The organism is Psychrobacillus psychrodurans (genome assembly GCF_050209195.1).
GTDB lineage: Bacteria > Bacillota > Bacilli > Bacillales_A > Planococcaceae > Psychrobacillus > Psychrobacillus psychrodurans.
Genome location: NZ_CP189791.1, coordinates 424,099 through 443,159, shown reverse-complemented (window position 1 = coordinate 443,159; position 19,061 = coordinate 424,099). Strand labels below are relative to the sequence as shown.

Annotated in this window: 15 protein-coding genes; 12 read left to right on the top strand and 3 right to left on the bottom strand. The window is 36.6% G+C overall.

Features of this window, described 5'->3' with window-relative positions:
• Positions 1–227 precede the first annotated feature (227 nt).
• Together ACQCPR_RS02220 and ACQCPR_RS02215 are read right to left on the bottom strand one after the other, a co-directional pair.
• Positions 228–986 (bottom strand): hypothetical protein, encoded by a 759-nt coding sequence (locus ACQCPR_RS02220; RefSeq protein WP_090564930.1) that lies wholly within the window; start codon positions 984–986, stop codon positions 228–230.
• Between the two features lie 27 nt (positions 987–1,013).
• Positions 1,014–4,832, bottom strand: a complete 3,819-nt coding sequence (locus ACQCPR_RS02215) for a DEAD/DEAH box helicase (RefSeq protein ID WP_427138044.1) — start codon at positions 4,830–4,832, stop codon at positions 1,014–1,016.
• A gap of 261 nt (positions 4,833–5,093) precedes the next feature.
• Between ACQCPR_RS02215 and ACQCPR_RS02210 the strand changes: the two genes are divergently transcribed.
• Together ACQCPR_RS02210 and ACQCPR_RS02205 are read left to right on the top strand one after the other, a co-directional pair.
• Positions 5,094–5,504, top strand: coding sequence for a DUF485 domain-containing protein (locus ACQCPR_RS02210; RefSeq protein WP_427138043.1), 411 nt, complete (start codon positions 5,094–5,096; stop codon positions 5,502–5,504).
• The gene (locus ACQCPR_RS02205; protein WP_090564934.1) at positions 5,501–7,024 is read left to right on the top strand and encodes a solute symporter family protein; all 1,524 of its coding nucleotides are present in this window, start codon (positions 5,501–5,503) and stop codon (positions 7,022–7,024) included. The genes ACQCPR_RS02210 and ACQCPR_RS02205 overlap by 4 nt, the downstream gene beginning before the upstream one ends.
• Positions 7,025–7,769: 745 nt before the next feature.
• Here ACQCPR_RS02205 and ACQCPR_RS02200 read toward each other — a convergent pair.
• Positions 7,770–8,327: a YhcN/YlaJ family sporulation lipoprotein gene (locus ACQCPR_RS02200; RefSeq protein ID WP_427138042.1), complete on the bottom strand. Its 558-nt coding sequence runs from the start codon at positions 8,325–8,327 to the stop codon at positions 7,770–7,772.
• A gap of 134 nt (positions 8,328–8,461) precedes the next feature.
• On the opposite strand from ACQCPR_RS02200, the gene ACQCPR_RS02195 reads away from it, so the two are divergent.
• The 10 genes from ACQCPR_RS02195 to ACQCPR_RS02150 all read left to right on the top strand — a co-directional run bounded on the left by ACQCPR_RS02195 (position 8,462) and on the right by ACQCPR_RS02150 (position 19,039).
• On the top strand, positions 8,462–9,631 hold the full coding sequence (locus ACQCPR_RS02195) for a M20 family metallopeptidase (RefSeq protein ID WP_427138041.1): 1,170 nt from the start codon (positions 8,462–8,464) through the stop codon (positions 9,629–9,631).
• 275 nt (positions 9,632–9,906) lie between these two features.
• Entirely contained in the window at positions 9,907–10,839 is a 933-nt protein-coding gene (locus tag ACQCPR_RS02190; RefSeq protein WP_090564939.1) for a DMT family transporter, read from the top strand.
• A 19-nt stretch (positions 10,840–10,858) separates the two neighbouring features.
• Positions 10,859–11,488 (top strand): alpha/beta hydrolase, encoded by a 630-nt coding sequence (locus ACQCPR_RS02185; RefSeq protein WP_427138040.1) that lies wholly within the window; start codon positions 10,859–10,861, stop codon positions 11,486–11,488.
• A 232-nt stretch (positions 11,489–11,720) separates the two neighbouring features.
• Positions 11,721–12,338, top strand: coding sequence for a TerD family protein (locus ACQCPR_RS02180; protein ID WP_090564943.1), 618 nt, complete (start codon positions 11,721–11,723; stop codon positions 12,336–12,338).
• 13 nt (positions 12,339–12,351) lie between these two features.
• Complete coding sequence (locus ACQCPR_RS02175; RefSeq protein WP_090564945.1) at positions 12,352–12,927, top strand: TerD family protein; 576 nt, start codon at positions 12,352–12,354, stop codon at positions 12,925–12,927.
• Positions 12,928–13,043: 116 nt separating this feature from the next.
• On the top strand, positions 13,044–14,174 hold the full coding sequence (locus ACQCPR_RS02170) for an HpcH/HpaI aldolase/citrate lyase family protein (RefSeq protein WP_090565173.1): 1,131 nt from the start codon (positions 13,044–13,046) through the stop codon (positions 14,172–14,174).
• Entirely contained in the window at positions 14,131–15,492 is a 1,362-nt protein-coding gene (locus tag ACQCPR_RS02165; RefSeq protein ID WP_427138039.1) for a phosphoribosyltransferase domain-containing protein, read from the top strand. Before ACQCPR_RS02170 ends, ACQCPR_RS02165 begins: the two co-directional genes overlap by 44 nt.
• Positions 15,482–16,597: a cysteine protease StiP family protein gene (locus ACQCPR_RS02160; protein ID WP_427138038.1), complete on the top strand. Its 1,116-nt coding sequence runs from the start codon at positions 15,482–15,484 to the stop codon at positions 16,595–16,597. Before ACQCPR_RS02165 ends, ACQCPR_RS02160 begins: the two co-directional genes overlap by 11 nt.
• Entirely contained in the window at positions 16,594–17,400 is an 807-nt protein-coding gene (locus ACQCPR_RS02155; RefSeq protein ID WP_427138037.1) for an HAD family hydrolase, read from the top strand. Before ACQCPR_RS02160 ends, ACQCPR_RS02155 begins: the two co-directional genes overlap by 4 nt.
• Before the next feature lie 25 nt (positions 17,401–17,425).
• Positions 17,426–19,039, top strand: coding sequence for a YceG family protein (locus ACQCPR_RS02150; protein WP_427138036.1), 1,614 nt, complete (start codon positions 17,426–17,428; stop codon positions 19,037–19,039).
• Positions 19,040–19,061: the final 22 nt, after the last annotated feature.

The window sequence follows — 19,061 nt, the reverse complement described above, 5'->3', positions numbered from 1 at the left end:
AATAGTACTAATCTACCTAAATTCCATACTCTATATTTTTAAATTGGATCGAATATCCATAACGTTTTGCCTATAAATCGATAAAATAATGATATTATCGCTACACCTTTTGAAAATCGAAAAGCCAATAAAAAAAGTCTATTTCGCAACTAAGCGAAACAGACTTTGATTAATATTCATATTTGATATTATTAGATTCTTCCAACAGGACAACCCATTACCTTTTCTTACTCTTTTAAATATTTCTCCCGCCAAACAACTCGTTCTCTTTCATTCAACTCATTTTCTAGTGTTTCATCCCATTGGTCAAGAAATGTATTCCATACCCGGGCGTATAGAAGATCCTCTGATTTATTGTGCAAAATAAACTCAAAGCAGGGAACATCATCCACATATAATTCAGAGCTGGATACAATTTCAGAAACTACTGTTTGAAGGTCTCCATCCACAGTTTCCAACCCATTTGTTTGGAGGCCGTCTATTAGTACCGCATCTTCCCACTTTAACCTCACCTTTTCCTCAGAAGCATAACGATATAGGTTCAGTGTTTCCTCGCCGTCCAGTGCTGGTTTTATTTCACCTTGCAAAAAACTACTATGACTTGGGCTATAAAGTAAATTTTGACTTCGGGCATCTAGTTCTTCTTCAAATATTCCTTCTTCCAGTTGATTGCACCCTTTTTCGGTCAGCGTAAGTATTTGGTTTTTTATTTCGATTAAACGAGTTCTCTTCATAATATTGATCAAGTCTTCCATAAATAGCTGCTCTACAAGCAATAATTCACTAATTTGTTTACCACTTGTTAATTCTGCTTTTTGGCATGTTATCAACATCATTTTCATGAGAACATCCATTTTAATACGCTTTACAGGTTTGTATTCCACTTCAATTGTATGAAGTGGAATCGTCCATGCAGTGGACGAAACTATTTTAGCTTGTACATTTTGTTGTAATTCTTTTTTTAGACGTTTTTCTAAATCAATCATTTTAATATACTCCTATAGCTAAAAACGTTATTTCTTACCGTCTTTCTGAAAGTTAATCAGTCCGTTATTACCTTTTACAATTTGAAGCAAGCGTTCATACATTTCTCTAGAGGTTCTTTGCTTTGCTCGTTTTGTGAACATATGGGAGCTCCCTACTAAGATAAGTAGCTCTCTTGCTCGTGATAATGCAACGTTTAAGCGGCGATAATCATTTGCAAATCCAATATCTCCACTCTTTTCTTGATTGTTTCTTACCATACTTAAGAGAATGACATCCATTTCCATCCCCTGAAACTTGTCTACAGTTCCAGTTCTGAAGGTCAAATGTGATAAGTTAGCTTGTTGTTGGATAAGACGGTCAATTCGTTTAACCTGTTCTCCATAAAAACTAATGACCCCAATACTTTTAAGTTCATCTGGATCCATTCTTCCTTCTTTTTTTGCATTAGCTGTAGCTTCATTCAAATCGATTAGTACATCACGGATAGCATCTAACTCTGCTTGGTTGAATCTACTTTTGCCATCCTTCATACGTTCTTCAAAATATGGTTTTTCGCTTGGCATATCTAGCCATAGCAAATGGTCTTTTCTTTTCACATATCTGGACTCAAGTAGATGATCACGAGCAGTATCTGAATCGGACAACCCGCATTGTAGTCGATAATTTTCTTCCTCATAAAATGGAGTGATAGTCTCCATTATACTTTCATGCATTCTATATTGAATTGCTAACATCGTCTTGCTCGTCTTTGGTAAATTTTTGAATAAACGTTCGAATAATGATTCCTTCAAAAGCTTTTTCAATTCGTCTTTTTCTTCTAGATTATCACTTTCTTCTAGTATTGCCTGAAGTGTTTCATCTAGTGTGTCCTCACCGACTAGTGGAGGAAGCTGATGATGGTCACCTACTAAGATAATCTTCTTACCTTTTAACATTGGCAGAAGCAACTCAGGTGGTGTTGCTTTAGAAACCTCATCAATTATAACTACATCGAAAACAGGATAGTTTTCCATAAACTCTTTACGAGCTGATGCAACACATGTTGTTCCAATTACGTTGGCATGTCGAACATATAGCTTACGAATTTCATCTAAATCGTGGTCATTTGCTTCTTTCAATAATAAGTACCACTCATTTTGAACTGCTTGGGTGATCGGAAGATGATCCTTCTCTAGTTGAAGTTTTACCATTTCCCCTTTAGTTCCTTTTATCGCTTCCACTGTATTTTCGAGTGCTTGCTCTGGATTTTGAAGCAATATTTCATCTAACGCTTTTAGTATGCGCTCTTGCTCTAAACCATCTGCATTCACTTGTTTAGTTTTTAGTTCATTGTCTTGGAGAACTGCTTCTTTCTCTTCTATTTCCTTGGTTACCTTTTGAAGATGACTCTTTTTCATTTCCAGTTGTTCCATATAGCTTGTTACGGTTTCTTCTGTTTTTTTCAATGCTACAATAGAGCTTTCCATCTCCAATTTCTTGTCTTTTAGTTCTGCTGAGGTAGAAAGTAGTTTGGTTGTATCAATTTCTGTCTCTAGCTGCTTCACTGTTTTTTGTAGAAAGTCTAATTGATTCTTTTCATTTATAGCCTTATTAGCTAATTCAGTTTTCAGATGTTGCAGTGATATCATCTCTCTATTGGTATCACTGAGGACCTGAGACTTAATCGATTGAAATTTAGTTATGGAACTATTTTTTGCCATTTGAACGGTCGATTTCTGTTTTATAACAAATTTTTCTCTTACATATAATCCTTCAAGTAAAATAGCTAACTTTTCGGTAGTAAGTTCATCATCACCTGTCATTATATGTTTCATCCGATTCATAAACTGATGAATTTCTTTCACTGTGTATTCAGAATCAAATAGAATGCCACTTCTCCCCATATTATTTTTAACATTTTCAAAAGGAAACTTATATTTCTGAAGAAGCTTTTCTACATAATCTATTGCCGCGAATAAGCGAGAGTTTAGCTCTTGCCAATCAGTGAAAGCTAATATTTTACCAATTAGCTCGTCCAATTCAGTCATCTGAAGCTGCAACTGAGAAGAACATTCTATTTCATATTCACTCATTTTACTTTTCAGTTGATCAACCTTGCGAATAGAATCAATATCAGTCCTTAACATTTCTAAATGATTTAGCTTGACCAGTACCTCTTGATATTTTTCTCTATATGTCTCCACATTTTTTTCTGTTTGCTGCAGGGAATCTATAGTTTCTTTATATAGTATATAATTTTGTATATCCTTTATCTTTACCATAAATTGATCTATATCTGAGTTTAGCTCTTCCCTTGTCGGATTAGCTTGGATAAATCGATCCATTGTTTCTAATTCATGAGCTAAAGCTTCCGACTTCACTCGTACGTCGTAAAGACTTACTTCCAGCTCCTCACGATCTTTTTTTAATAAAACTATTTGCTTTTTTAACTGTTTAATTTCTTCTAATCTAACTTCGTGTTCCACTTTTGCTTCCGCTTTTTGTTCAATAGCTTTTTTTATTAATATTTGTTCTTTACTAAGTTCTTCAATTTGACGCTCACATCCAGCTATTTGTTCAAGAAGCTGACCTTCCCTTAAAGAATGCTCGTCTAATTCTTTCTTTAAAGAAATTAACGTTTGCTCTTTCCAGTACAGCCCCACATTTTCTTCAATAAACCTTTTGCCTTCCTCTTCAATACTTTCTGTTCTACCAAATCGTAAAATACGAATTTCTTTGTTTGAAAGTAATCTACTAAGGGCATTGTCTACTGCTAAGTTAGACTGGGATGCTACAAGTGTACGTAAGCCTGCCTTCGCATTTTGCTGACATATTTCAGAAATCACCGTTGTTTTCCCAGTTCCTGGTGGGCCTTGAATTACATATAAATCTTCAGCCGACATGGCACCAACAACCGCTTCTTGTTGAAATTCGTTTAGCTGGTTATGGAATTCTAATTCTCGACGTTTTGCATTCACGCGAATGGTTGGTCGATCTTCAAATAAGATCTTTTCCAGATTTGGATTGGCTGCGAGTCCATTTTGTAAATCTTCAAAACCCTTTCGAAGTCGTCTAATTTGGCTTAGGGATGCGAAATTACTAAAAACTACCTCTTTCGACTTGGGATTCCACTGATTTTTCCTTGCTAATTCTCTAAACTTTGGTTTAATCTCTACTTCAATTGTTTGTTTTGCGCGATCTGCTTTCAAAATATCGCCTACGTCATTTTGAAATCCCTTTAACGTCACACTGAGACCTCTTAGGTTTTTCCATTCGTTGGTATTCATCGTGCAGCCATGCAATGTCATACGACTAAAATCCGCATTGAAAGCAAGTTTTGAATAAGGACTTGTTATATCTGCAATATCGGCATTACGTTCTTGAATCTTCAAGTAACCTTCCCAGCTAGAAATCCGTTTTTTCACATATTCTGAACGCTCTTCTGCAACAGGAAGATCTTGAATTTTGGTGTGCAACACAAGTGGCATTCCTGCTCCATTATTTCTAGTAGTAACAAAATCCAAATCAACCGCAAGACGACGATTAGTACGTACAGGAACTTTAGGACCTCTAACATGTAAACCCGTTGCGAGTAAACCATCCTTTTGCAGGATGCACTCCATCACGACTACTCGACTATCTACTTTTTCCGCTAACTTAACATTCGTTACATTATCAAAATATATGGAAATTGATGTATTTCCATGATTATTTACTGGGCGCTTTTCAATATATACCTCAAAAGAATTTTGTATGTTAAAAAAGGCATGTTCATCAGTTGACCATTCCTGAATTCCTTTGCGTGCCTTATTTGTAATCATTAAATTGCAGCGCATCGTTTTAACTAAGGTTGCTGATTGGCTCATGAACAACCCTCCTTCTTTATTGTAGTGATTATGTAATTTGTCCAACTTGTCTATGTTATCATTTTTACCTTAGAAATTGCATAATCCAACTTATCTAAATTCTAAAAAGCACTACTTAAATATCATTTCAATAGTTTCTTTAGGTATATTTATGTATTTTTTGTGAATTTTTATTGTTATCTCTTTTAATGTTTATTATGATAGAATTACAGTTTTTGGCTGAAAATTCTAAATACTGAATATATTTTAGGAGGAACAAGAATGGCTAATAATATCGAAAGCTCTGTTAACTCAGTAAGTTCCCTAGAAAAAAGGAAACAGAATTCGTCAAAAAGTTCTAATCTCAGATCTTCTCCAACTGTTGGTATGACAAATTATTCTGCAATAGCAGAGAGTGAAGAATTCAAAGCATTAAAAAAGAAAAAGAATAAATTTATTTTACCTATAACAATATTTTTCTTACTAAGTTATATTTTGCTACCTATTTTGACTTCTTATACGACTATTTTAAATAATAATGCTTTTGGTGATATTGCTTGGGTTTGGATTTATGCCTTTGCACTTTTTGTGATGACCTGGGTGTTATGCATGATTTATGTACGCAAAGCTAATGAATTTGATAAAGATGCTGAGAAGATTTTTGACAAAGAAAAGGCTGGTGATTATGAATGAATGCAATAGGATTATCTTTTTTTGTAGCAATTGTAGGACTAACTTTATTCGTTACATACATTGCCTCCAAACGGACAAACTCAGCTAGTGAATTCTATACTGCGGGCGGAGGATTATCTGGTTGGCAAAATGGGATCGCGATTGCCGGAGATTACTTATCTGCCGCTTCTTTCCTAGGTATCGCTGGAGCAATAGCACTTTTTGGTTTTGACGGTTTCTTTTATAGCATTGGTTATTTAGTCGCTTACTTGGTTGTGTTATATATTGTAGCTGAACCATTACGAAATCTCGGGAAATATACACTCGCTGACATGATTACTGCCCGATTTGATCAAAAGAAAATTCGCGCAGCTGCTGCAATAAGTACGTTAACAATTGTTTTATTTTATATGATTGCACAGCTAGTAGGTGCAGGCGCACTTATTCAATTATTATTAGGGATCGACTACTGGATAGCCGTTCTTTTAGTCGGTGTTATGATGACTATTTATGTACTTTGGGGCGGAATGGCTGCAACTAGCTGGGTACAAATTATAAAGGCTGCTTTGTTGATGATAGGGACTGTACTTATTTCTATTTTAGTATTGTGGAAATTCAATTTTAATATATTAGGAATGTTTACAGAAATGAAATCTGTAACCGCTAATGGTGAAGCATACTTACATCCTGGTGTGAAATATACAAATGGCTTAGATACGATATCTATGATGATCGCATTAGTACTTGGAACTGCTGGTTTACCACATATATTGATGCGATTCTTTACTGTAAAAGATGCAAAAACTGCACGTAGCTCTGTTGTTTACGCTACTTGGATTGTAGGAATCTTCTATGTATTAACTATTTTCTTAGGTTTTGGCGCTGCTGCTTTTGTTGGTTCTGATGCAATTATAGCTGCTAATCCTGCTGGAAATATGGCTGCTCCACTACTTGCACAGGCTTTAGGTGGCGACATACTAATGTCATTTGTCTCAGCTGTTGCATTCGCTACAATTTTAGCAGTTGTAGCAGGTCTTGTTTTATCAGGAGCATCCGCTTTCGCACATGACTTATATGGACAAATTATCAAAAAAGGAAAAGTAACAGAAAAAGAACAAATGAATGCCGCACGCCTTGCTTCTGTTGGTGTTTCTGTATTCTCTATTTTGTTAGCACTTGGAGCACAAACAATGAACGTGGCATTCTTAGTTTCCCTTGCATTTTGTATAGCGGCAAGTGCAAACCTTCCGGTAATCATTTACACGATTTATTGGAAAAACTTTAACACAACCGGTGCCTTGACTGCTATCATCACTGGTCTAATTTCTGCTCTTGTTCTAGTTGCCCTAAGCCCTAATCTTTGGGCTGCAGACGGCTCCATGGCCTTCACCGGGGAAGCTCTCTTCCCACTTACTAACCCTGCCTTAGTCTCGGTTCCTCTTGGGTTTTTAGGTGGTTGGATCGGCACACTAGTAGGAGCCCGTGCAGATCAACGAAAATATGCGGAAGTAGATGTAAAAGCAAACATTGGGTTAAAGTAATATTTAAGAAAAATCGGGCTTAAAAGATGTCCAGCCCCCTTTAAGTTTCAAAACCTATTTTAAACGTTGCCCCGAGAGCTTCTTCGGAACTTGTTGCTATATATTGATTTTTTGGAGAGGTTGGTCGTGGCTTAGGTCACGACCATTCTCTCTTTTCTCGGTAATTTTATGACATTTATTTGCTCTCTTTTTTGGGGATAATTGATAATAGATGCATTTTTATTCATTCATAAAAGAAGCCCCTAAGGTACAATTACTGGAGCTCTAACGCTACTTTATACGGTAGATACCAGCTATTTTTATGTCGGATACTTATTTACTAGTTGAAGACCCTTTTTGCAATCAGGTTACTAGAAATACTGATTATGTGCACTCAAGAAGCATAAACATCCTTAAACTTAATGAATGATTTGATCTTAATTTACCTTTACTTGCTCTCACCCATTCTTTACTCGCTTCCATCTGTGTCTTACTTGCGGTCGTAGATGATTTACTTGCTTTAAGACTACATTTACTTGCGGTCTACTCCACTTTACTTGCGGAATGGATAATTTTACTAATTCACAACCTGGATGTGTAAAGTAGAATTACAAATAGTTGCTCTCAACAAAACCAAGCCCGAGGAAAGCGTCCCGCCCGAAGTGGAAATCATATATCAAGAACCCTATGATCACGAGACATTTTTATATACCTTTCTAACTAAGAAAACCGATTCCTTTGTGGAATCGGTTTTCTTCATTCATATTTACTGGGCTTGGTCGGGAAATACTCTTTCTACTGTATCTGTAAATTCATCAAAAAAGCCTTCAACTGGCTCATCTGCTCTAATTCTGTCACCGTAGTCTCTAAACTGTTGGCTAAAATCAGGGTTTGCAGAAACATATACATTGTTGAAATCAGCATTTTCTGCTTTTGCTGCATCGGAAATTTTAGTTTTTATTTCTTCCGTTTCTTCCGTACCTTCACTTAGCTCTACTGCTACGTATGCATTATTATCAGTAACTAATACACTTGCTGACTCTACTTCCTCTAACTCTGTTATTACATCGGCTACTTCATCCGCTACTTCTACATTTTGGTCCTCTGTGTTGTTTGTAGTACCTTCATCACCTGTACCACCATTTGTAGCATCATCATTAGTAGTACCTGCATCTGTTCCATTAGCACCTTCATCTGCAGTGTCCGTGTTTTCTGTTGCATTATCCGTACCATTGTCTTTTGCCTCATCGTTATTATTATTTCCGCAAGCGGTCAATATACCGATTAGAAGCATCATAAATACTATTTTCAGTAGTTTATTCATTTACCTTTCCTCCTTATGATTTGCTATACAAATAGCTTGGTCTATTTCAAGTGAAATATGCGTAAGTTCATAAAAATGGAATCAATCTCTGATATAATTTATTTAATTAAAATGATAAGGGGAGATTATCAAAAATGAGTATGGATATTATAAAGCAGCTTGAGGCATCATACGATGAAATGGTCAGCATCCGACGCTATTTACATATGCATCCCGAAGTATCATTTCAGGAAACCGAAACAGCAAAATATATACAAAATTTCTATACACATTTAGAAATACCTTTCCAAGCTAACGTTGGCGGTAATGGGGTAGTCGCTCGAATAAAAGGTGCATTTCCAGGTAAAACCGTTGCGCTTCGAGCAGACTTTGACGCTCTCCCAATCCAAGACGAAAAAGACGTTCCCTACAAATCGACTTTTCCAGGAGTTATGCATGCATGTGGTCATGATGGACATACTGCCGCATTACTCATACTTGCCCGTACAATCAATGAATTCAAAGACCAACTAGCAGGTGAATATGTATTTATCCATCAGCATGCAGAAGAATATGCTCCCGGTGGTGCTAAACCGATGATTGAGGCTGGTTGTCTAGATGGAGTAGATGTAATTTTCGGTACACATTTATGGTCCCAAACTCCTTTAGGCACTATCGAATATAAGAGCGGACCCATTATGGCTGCAGCAGATCGTTTTTCTATCACAGTCCAAGGTAAAGGTGGACACGGGGCAAATCCACATGACACAAAAGATTCAATTGTAATAGCTTCTCAATTAGTTGTAAACTTGCAGCAATTAGTGGCAAGACGTGTAAACCCTACTGAATCTGCAGTACTTTCTGTCGGTTCTTTTATAGCGGATAACGCCTTTAACATTATTGCGGACACTGTGAAAATGACTGGTACCGTTCGAACATTCAAACCAGATGTTAGAGATTTGATGGAAAATGAACTAAAACGCGTTATAGAAGGCACATGCTATACAGCGGATTGTTCTTATTCTTTCCTATACGAAAGAGGCTATCCCCCAGTAATTAATCATAAAGAGGAGACAGAGTATATTGCAGACATTGCTAGAGCTGTTCCAGGAGTTAATAAAGTCAATGAATCCGAATTATTGATGATCGGGGAGGATTTTGGTTATTATTTAGAAGAAATCCCTGGTACGTTCTTCTTTACCGGTGCTATGCCTGAAGGGGATGTATTCCCTCACCATAGTCCTATGTTCGATTTTGATGAACGCGCAATGCTAATAGCTGCCAAAACGTTGGGTATTGCCGCGATTAACTTTCAAGGTAAATAATATTATCGTCAAATTAAACAACTCAAATTGCCAGTAATCCCAAGGAGTAGAGAACCGTGATTAATTTTGCGGTACTCTACTCTTTTTCATTATCACACGGCTAAATATTGCTTATCATACTTAACAATTGACTACTTACTTTCTAACACCAAACACTTGCGTATAGGATACTCAAACCCCTATCTCCCTCTACTTGTGGGATATAGGAATTTGTTGTACGATTAGTTGTTTGCATTAACAATAATTATTACTGTTAGAAAGTTTGGTGGAAGAAAATGAATACAAAAGCATTAACACTTGCATTATTCACCGTCGCTATTTGGGGTTCCTCTTTTGCAGCGATTAGCGCAAGTTTACAGGGTGGCTATTCTGCAGGGCATTTAATATTAGTTAGATTTCTGATTGCTTCTATTATATTTCTTGTTATCGCAATTTGGCCTGGAGTCAAATTTCAGTTACCTCAAAAGGAAGATATATTTAAAATTGTAATTCTCGGTTTTATCGGGATTAATATATACCATCTTTGCATCACGTTTGGACAACTGTCGATATCAGCCGGAACGGCTGGTATGCTGATTGGTTCAGCGCCTATCTTCACGACTATTATCGCTATTATTGTATTGAAGGAACGACTTGGTAAAATCGGTTGGTTCGGATTAGCTTTTGGATTTGTCGGTATTATTTTAATAGCTATAGGGACAGGCGGAAGCACTTTTGGTATTTCGCCAGGCGTATTTTTAGTTCTGATTGCAGCTTTTTCAACCGCAATCTTTTTCGTTTACCAGAAGCCTTTGTACAAAAAGTATAGTGCCATTGAATTGACGGCTTATTTTACCTGGGTAGGTACTATACCTTTTTTGTTCTTTGCACCTGGACTGTTCGAAGAAATTCAGCACGCGACGATAGAGGCTAATTTATCTGCAGTTTATATAGGAGTATTCCCAACTGCAATCGCGTATTTAACTTGGGCTATGGCATTGTCCTATAGTGAAGCAAGCTCTGTTTCCAATTCCCTGTATTTAGAACCGGTCGTTGCGATTATCGTGACGTGGATTTGGTTGCAGGAACTCCCTACAGCTCTTTCTATTGTAGGAGGATTCGTGGCAATCGCTAGCGTCATTATTGTTAATTTGTACGGCAAGAAAAATCAGCTAAAGCTTTCACAACAAGCTACCATCAATACTTATGATAAAATAGATATACTTTAATTGAAAGGAAGTACGATACATGAAATCTCCTTTTACATTTAACCATACAGCACCCATCAACACTTCAAAAAAACAACCTGCTATATTTTTACTACATGGTATGGGCAGTAATGAAGCAGATCTACTTCAGCTAGTGAGAGATTTCGAGAACACCCATCATATTTTTAGTTTACGTGGGCCAATAGTACAGAAACCTGGCTATTCATTTTTCGAAATTGAAGAAATCGGAAAACCAATTAGAGATATATTCGACAAAATCGTGACGCATATTCAGGCATTCATTCGAGAGGCAATTGTCGAGTACAACTTAAATCCTGATAACATTACGATACTAGGGTTTAGTCAAGGTGCTATCCTTGCCCAAACGGTGGCGCTGACAATGGGAAATAAAATTAGTAAAGTAGTTGCTTTAAGTGGATATATACCTGAGTTTGTAAAAACAGAATATAGCAAGCGAGACGTTAATCATTTATCCATCTTTATCTCACATGGCAATTATGACTATGTGATTCCTTCACAGTGGGGGATTGAAAGTAATGACTATTTTGAAGCAATGGGAGCAAAAGTAACTTTTAAATCTTATAATGATGGTCATGGAGTTACACCAGAGAATCATCAAGACTTAGTAGAATTTTTAAATAAAAACTAATTATTTTCGAAGCGGAGAAATATGTTATAAGAAACATATTTCTTTACTTCGATTTTTATTATGCACCAACCTGAAAATATTCACTAGGTGTTTGCTATTCAACTTAATAGCAAAAGCTGAAAAATTCTGATAAAATTATAATATCCTTTGCATAAGAATGCGTTGTTTTTTATGAAACTTATTGCATCGTATCCTCGTATAAATGGTATGACTAAAATTTGGAGGTAAAAGAATGGGCATTAATTTAGTTAAGGGTCAAAAAATTGATTTAACTAAGGGTAGATCTTCCCTTTCAAGTGTTATGGTAGGACTAGGATGGGACCCTGTGGAAAAGAAAAAAAGCGGTGGTTTTTTAGGTGGATTACTAGGTGGAGGCAGTGGTGGCGGAGCAGCTATCGATTGTGACGCATCAGTACTTTTATTAGATGAAAAGGGCAAATTAGTATCTAAGCAGCACGTTATTTATTTTGGAAATAAAACAAGTCAAGATGGAAGCGTTGTCCATTCTGGAGATAATTTAACTGGAGACGGCGATGGAGACGACGAAGTGATCAACGTGAATCTGAGTGCTATTTCGCCATCTGTACATAGATTGGTGTTTGTAGTAAACATTTATCAAGCAAAACAAAGAAAACAAGATTTCGGACTAATTCAAAATGCATTTATCCGTCTAGTTGATAATGGCACAAAAGAAGAATTAGTTCATTATAATTTAAGTGAAAGCTATGCCGGTAAAACATCTCTTATTCCTGGAGAGCTATACCGTAACGGATCAGATTGGAAATTCTCTGCAGTTGGTGAAGGTACAACAGATTTAGATATCGGATCAATAGCAAACAAATACTTATAAGGAGTGGTTAAAAGTGGGCATTAACTTATCAAAAGGTCAAAAGGTAGATTTAACAAAGACAAATCCTGGTTTAGTTAACGTAACTGTAGGTTTAGGCTGGGATACAAATAAATACGACGGAGGAAAAGACTTCGACTTAGACTCCTCTGTATTCCTATTAGGCAGTAACAGCAAATGTTCTTCAGAAGGTGACTTTATATTCTATAACAACACTACTGGTGGTAACGGATCTGTTGTTCATACAGGAGATAATCGTACTGGTGATGGAGACGGAGATGACGAGCAAGTAAACGTTAACTTGTCGACTGTGCCAACTTCTGTGGAGAAAATTGCTTTTTGTATCACAATTCATGATGCAGAAGACAGAGGACAAAACTTTGGCCAAGTAAGCAATTCATACGTACGTATTTTAAATGCAGATACACAAGAAGAATTGATTCGCTATGATCTTGGTGAAGATTTCTCCATTGAAACTGCAGTCGTTGTTGGTGAGCTATATCGCCATAATAACGAATGGAAATTCAATGCAATTGGAAGTGGATACCAAGGCGGTCTTGGAGCATTAGTTTCGGACTTCGGCTTGAATTAATAACTTCTCTCAAAAAGCAAGGGTATGCTTCCTTGCTTTTTGTTTTAGTATCTGAAGAAAGTAGAGGTATTTGGGTATACCTAATAACTCCTTCTTCATTCTTAGGAGTGGAAAATATGAGACAATTCAGAGGGGTTAGTGAGAAAGAGATACGTCAATTCTTTCATATACCACCTAGCGACTTTTCCAAAAATTTGGAAAGAAAAAAATTAGGGATGGCTATGGGAGCAGCTTTATACTTACCAGGTTCAATGCCCAATTTCACCGATAAACTATCAAAAAATAATTTAAAGAATTTAACAAGTGCTATCATTTGTTTAGAGGATGCTGTCTCCGATTCAGAACTTTTAGAAGCAGAACTAAACGTTGTAAATGAATTAAAATTAATTGAACAAAATGATCAAAATAGCTTAATAGATATAAATAATATTCCTCTCTTATTTATCAGAATAAGAACCGTCCAACACCTAGAAAAGGTTGTTACTTTATTAGGAAGTGCTATTCAATATATTACCGGATTCGTTTTTCCAAAGTGCACCTCCTATAATGCAAAAAGCTTTTTTTTATGTTTAGAAAGTATTAATCTTCAGTATTCTACTCATTTATATGGGTTACCTATTTTAGAAACTAAAGAAATTATTTATACAGAAACTAGAGAGCAAGAACTTTCTAAGCTTTATACAGTTTTCAAGCAGTTTGAAGACCTTGTACTAACTATACGAGTTGGTGCTACGGATTTCACCAGCCTTTTCAGTCAAAGACGTCCTGGGAATAGAACAATCTATGAACTGCTACTAATCACCAATTGTTTCACCGATATATTAAACAAATTCAATCGTAAAGAAGATAACTTTATCGTTTCTGGACCTGTTTATGAGTACTTTGAATCTCTAGATTCCTTTCGTCTCTTCACGGATGTAAATAGTATAGAGTCCATACTTTGGAATGAGGTACAACTCGACCTTTTAAATGGTTTCTACGGAAAGACCTGTATACACCCTTCTCAAATCGATATCGTAAATAGTGGATATATAGTGCCTAAGGAGTTATTTGAAGATGCATGTTTAATCATTGAAAATAAGGCGGAAACAAATGGAGTTTTGCGAAGTTCTGCTAAAAATAAAATGAATGAGGTTAAACCTCACTACAGCTGGGCTATGAAGATTATTGCTCAAGCAGAAATATATGGGGTGTTAAAAGAAAATGTTACATCACTCGACTTCCTTCAATACATCAAAAACCTATAATTTACATGGAGATTTAAAGCTAGTAATAGACATTAAAGATAATCCGTATAATTTCTCGCCGGAAGCACTTTTCCAAATGGCTGTGAGAATTAATAAAAAACGCCAATTTTTATTCGTAAGTCGACTTCTTGGTAAGCATTTAGCAGTGGATCCAGCTATTTCACTAGGTACTGGAACTATTCTAGCTTCAATGCTTATGAAGAGTGAAAGCTTAGATACTCACCCATTGGTAAATGAACTTGTTCAGATGATCAATTCAGGAATACCCAATCGAAAACTAAGTCTGGACTCTTTAAGCTATAAGTCCAACTTACCAAGTAAGACCGTATTCATTGGATTTGCGGAAACAGCAACCGGCCTAGGTCATGCAGTATTTCAGCACTTTCAAGACGCTTATTATATTCATACAACTAGAGAAGAAATTCTACATATGGAACCTTCCTTCTATTTTGAAGAAGAGCATTCACACGCAACCTCTCACAGAGTCTATGCACCTGAGCAAACACTAAAGGATGCGGACACGATTGTGTTAATAGATGATGAAATAACGACCGGTCTTACACTCTCCAATTTAATCGTTGCATTAAATAAATCTTTTCCAGGTAAAAAATATAAAATTCTATCTATATTAGACTGGAGAACTAAAGAACATCAACATGATTTTAACGAACTAATGAATACACATCAGATTTCTGCTGAAATTATTACGATTATGGGCGGCCAATTCACTCTACTCAATCAGGCATCAATCGAAGAAAAGGACACTCCTATTCTAAGCGGTATGCAACCATTTTCTGTTTTCGTTGACGAAAAATCATCTCTAGAGATTACCTCTAAGCATCGGAGTGAGCATGGGATCTATTGTAACTTCACAGGGAGATTTGGTTTATCAAGCAATCTTCACGAAGAAATGGATGCTTGGATAGAAAGTTTTATAAATAGGCTTCCTAATCTAAATAGGAGCAAATCCACTCTAGTTATAGGCATTGGAGAGAACATTTACATCCCGCTCAGATTTGCACTTGCCTTTGGAAATAATACAAAAGTACAAACTACCACAAGAAGTCCTATCTTAGCAAAAACAGAAGAATTATATCCTATTCAGCATAAATGTAAATTTATGTTGCCTGATTCCAACGGGATTAACCAATATTTATACAACCTCTCAGAAATTAATGCCGAACAAATCATTGTTATTTCTGAGTCTGTTCAAGAACCTCCCACCTGGTTTCCACTTCTTTCCTATTTGGAGACGTTAGCGCCGGTTTCGTGGGTATCTCTTACTCACCCAGTTAGAGGTGAAAATAATGACTATTAATACAGATGGATTGGTAAAATCAAGCTACTCTAAGGAAGATATCACTTTCTTACTTAAGGATTTATCTGATGTTCAGATTGAGTCTTCTGTAGAATCTAGAGAACAACTATTTCAAACAGGCAGTCACTACTCCGAAACCCTGCCCATTGAAAATCGACCAACCTCTGAGTATACGGAGTTATATCAACAGGCTATGCAGGATTCGGCTGATCATATCGCACAATTAGTAGGGGTATTATGTAGAAGAGTAAGACGATATGCAGGTACCGATGACGTCGTAATCGTTTCACTCGCAAGAGCAGGAAGCCCAATCGGGATATTAATGAAGCGATACGCAGAAAAATTTTTGAAACTTAAATGGCCACACTTTAGTATATCTATACTAAGAGGAAAAGGAATCGATGAGAAGGCTGTCCGAACTATTAGAGAGCATTATCCGAAAAGCCATATTCAATTTGTTGATGGGTGGACAGGAAAAGGCGCTATACAAAACGAGCTAACTAAGTCCACTCAAAAGTTAAATGCAGCTTACGATCTTAACTTAAATGATGACCTCGCCGTATTAACCGATCCAGGCGAATGTGCCACATTATTTGCAACGAGAGAAGACTTCCTTATTCCAAACGCTTGCTTGAACTCAACTGTCTCTGGATTAGTTAGTCGAACTGTATTGAATAATGCATTTCAAGATGCAGATGATTACCACGGAGCCAAGTATTACGATGATCTTGAGGAAATGGATGTATCCAACGAATTTATCGAAAATATATCCAGTCGATTCCAAGAACAGGAACCAATCATAACAGAACTTATAAAAAAATTTCCAATCACAAACATACGGACTTGGAAAGGCATGCAGGAAGTGGAGTCCATTGCCAGTAAGTTCTATAAGAATGCTGATATTAGTAAAGTAAAGCCAAGTGTTGGAGAAACGACTAGAGTACTGTTAAGGAGAAAGCCTTTTAAAATATTACTTAGTGATGATAAACACCCATCCCTACGTCATATCCTCCTCTTATGTAAGGAAAAAAATATTCCAACTGAAATTGTACCAGGGCTCTTTTACCTTGCCATCGGGTTGATAGAATCGGAGGATCTAATATGACAATTCTATTTGCTAGTGATTTAGATCGAACACTTATATATAGTAAAAATTCAAGAGGACAAGAAGTTAGCACTGAGGATTTTGTAGCTGTAGAATGGGTCGATGAAAAACCAACTGCATTTATGACCAATAAAGGTCTACAGTTGTTTCAACATATAGCCTCCTCTACAACCTTTTTGCCCGTAACAACTAGAACAGCTGAACAATACAATCGAATTACAGGTTTATATCATACAGTAGAAAAACCAAAATATGCAGTTGTATCGAATGGTGCCGTTATTTTGGAGGACGGCGAACCGCTTGCGGAATGGTCGGATAAAGTAATCGCACAAATGCAGCAGAATCGTACTTCCATAGATCATGTACTACCTCAGCTGAATGCATATATAAAAAACAAATTTGTCCTTAACGTTATGCAAGCAGAATCATGGTTTGTATATCTAATTATTGATGAACATGCATTTTCAGTCGAGGATTTTGAAAACCTTTCTCAAATCTTTTATCAGCAAGGCTTCTCTCTTTCCCACCAAGGGCGAAAGGTATATATCATGCCTACTTGCATAAACAAATCGGCTGCACTCCAATTTGTAGCAGAGCGAATTGCTGCAAATACGATCATAGCCGCTGGGGATTCCATGCTCGACTTCGATATGGTTTTAAGTGCCACTCATGGTTTTATCCCTTCCCATGGCGAGGCAAATCATAAAGGCGGATATCTTCCTCCTCACGTATCTATTACAACCCAAACAGGTGTACTAGCAGGAGAAGAAATATTAAAAAAGGTGAACGATTATTTGTTATAATATGTATGAATAGGAGGGAAAGCCCATGGTTAATTTAAATCCCATCAGGATGAAGTCGTGGGATTCATCTAATATCGGATTATGGTTGAAAGATTCTTTAGGAGATCCTTCTCAAGTAACATTAGACGGAGAGAACTTAAAATATCCTCAATTAGTTTGCCAGTATATTGGCATGTCCTTAGATGAAGATGAATATTTCTCAATTCTGCATACACAAGTTAATGAATCCTCTGGAAAGCTAAGCATACTGACTGGTGTACTTAACAAAGAAATTTCTCCCGAGAAATTACGAGCACTCAACCAACTCTTTGATATGCATAGGAAAGAAAAAGGACTTTCTCCAAATCGAATGGTTGCGTTTCTTGATGGATACTCATTATTGCCAAATTTGAAAGATCTGGGTCTAAATAGACGAATTAGAACTGTCCTAATAGATTTACTAAAGAAGTTACAAAACAGCTACACAGAAGGCACACTTCATCATGAATTTCGCCGTATTACTACTGATCTTGTAAAGTGGATTTTCAATCATGTAGAACCAGTATTAGAGAAAATAAATTTCGAACAAGGTCTTCCTGCATTTCTTTGGTACGGCAGTGCAACTCCTAGCGAAAAATGGTTTCTTACATACTTAGCTGACTTCGGTCTCCATGTAGTTATTTTCAATCCAAGTGATGAATCATGGCCCAAAAGCCTACTGGCAATCGCGGATGACCTTAGTTTCCGTTTACCTAAGGTTTCTCAAGATATAAAACCGCTTCCAGATGAGATGCCAAAAATTGCAGGTACTGTAGCATTTAAAGCAACCCAAGAAATCAACGAGCTTTTACATCATGAAGATTCAGGACTTTATAAACCTTTTCAATTTAAAGCGTATTCCATTAACTCAATCCGTTTGAAAACTACAGAAGATGAAGCTTTCTTGATTTCTAAAGAAAGAGCAATGATTCGTCCTCACTTCCAGGTTAGCAATCGACAGGTAACAATTCCTGTAGTTTTCGCAAAACTGTTAGGTATAGACAAAAATAGAAAACGGTTTTGGAATAACGTTCATTCGTTAACAGAGCGAGATGACACACAAGTAATTCGCCAATTCCCTTTCACGAAGGAGCAAAAAACGAATCAGCTATTCCATTACCGAGATGCATTAAAAGCAGATGGTATGCTAGATCCCGAAAAAATGAAAGCTGCAAATTGGTGGACATATGATAAACTCCCTTTAGGCACGCAAACTGTTATCGGGGAGACAATCGCCAAACACGTAAGCGAACCAATACTTATTCGCCAGTCCAATGAAACATTGGAGGATCTCCAACTATACGCATTTGCACAATCCATGGTTTTACCTGATTTTGTTATTCGTCTTTTACAAACATTTGATTACCCTCAATTTGTTCCAACAATATTTATTTATAACGAGGAGAATGGGCCTGAACTTTCAAGAACAGATGCCAACGCCTTATGTATGATGCATCATTTAGGTTTAGATATTGTTATTGTGAATCCTAAAGGGCATCTTGATATTGAAAAATGGGTACAAGAAGGCACCTTCGATATACACTGGATGGACGATAGAAGTTTCAATGATCCATTTAAAGAACCTAGTGTAGTTCAGAAGATTTTCAAGAAATTTCTATAGAAATGGGGAGAAAACGTGGAAT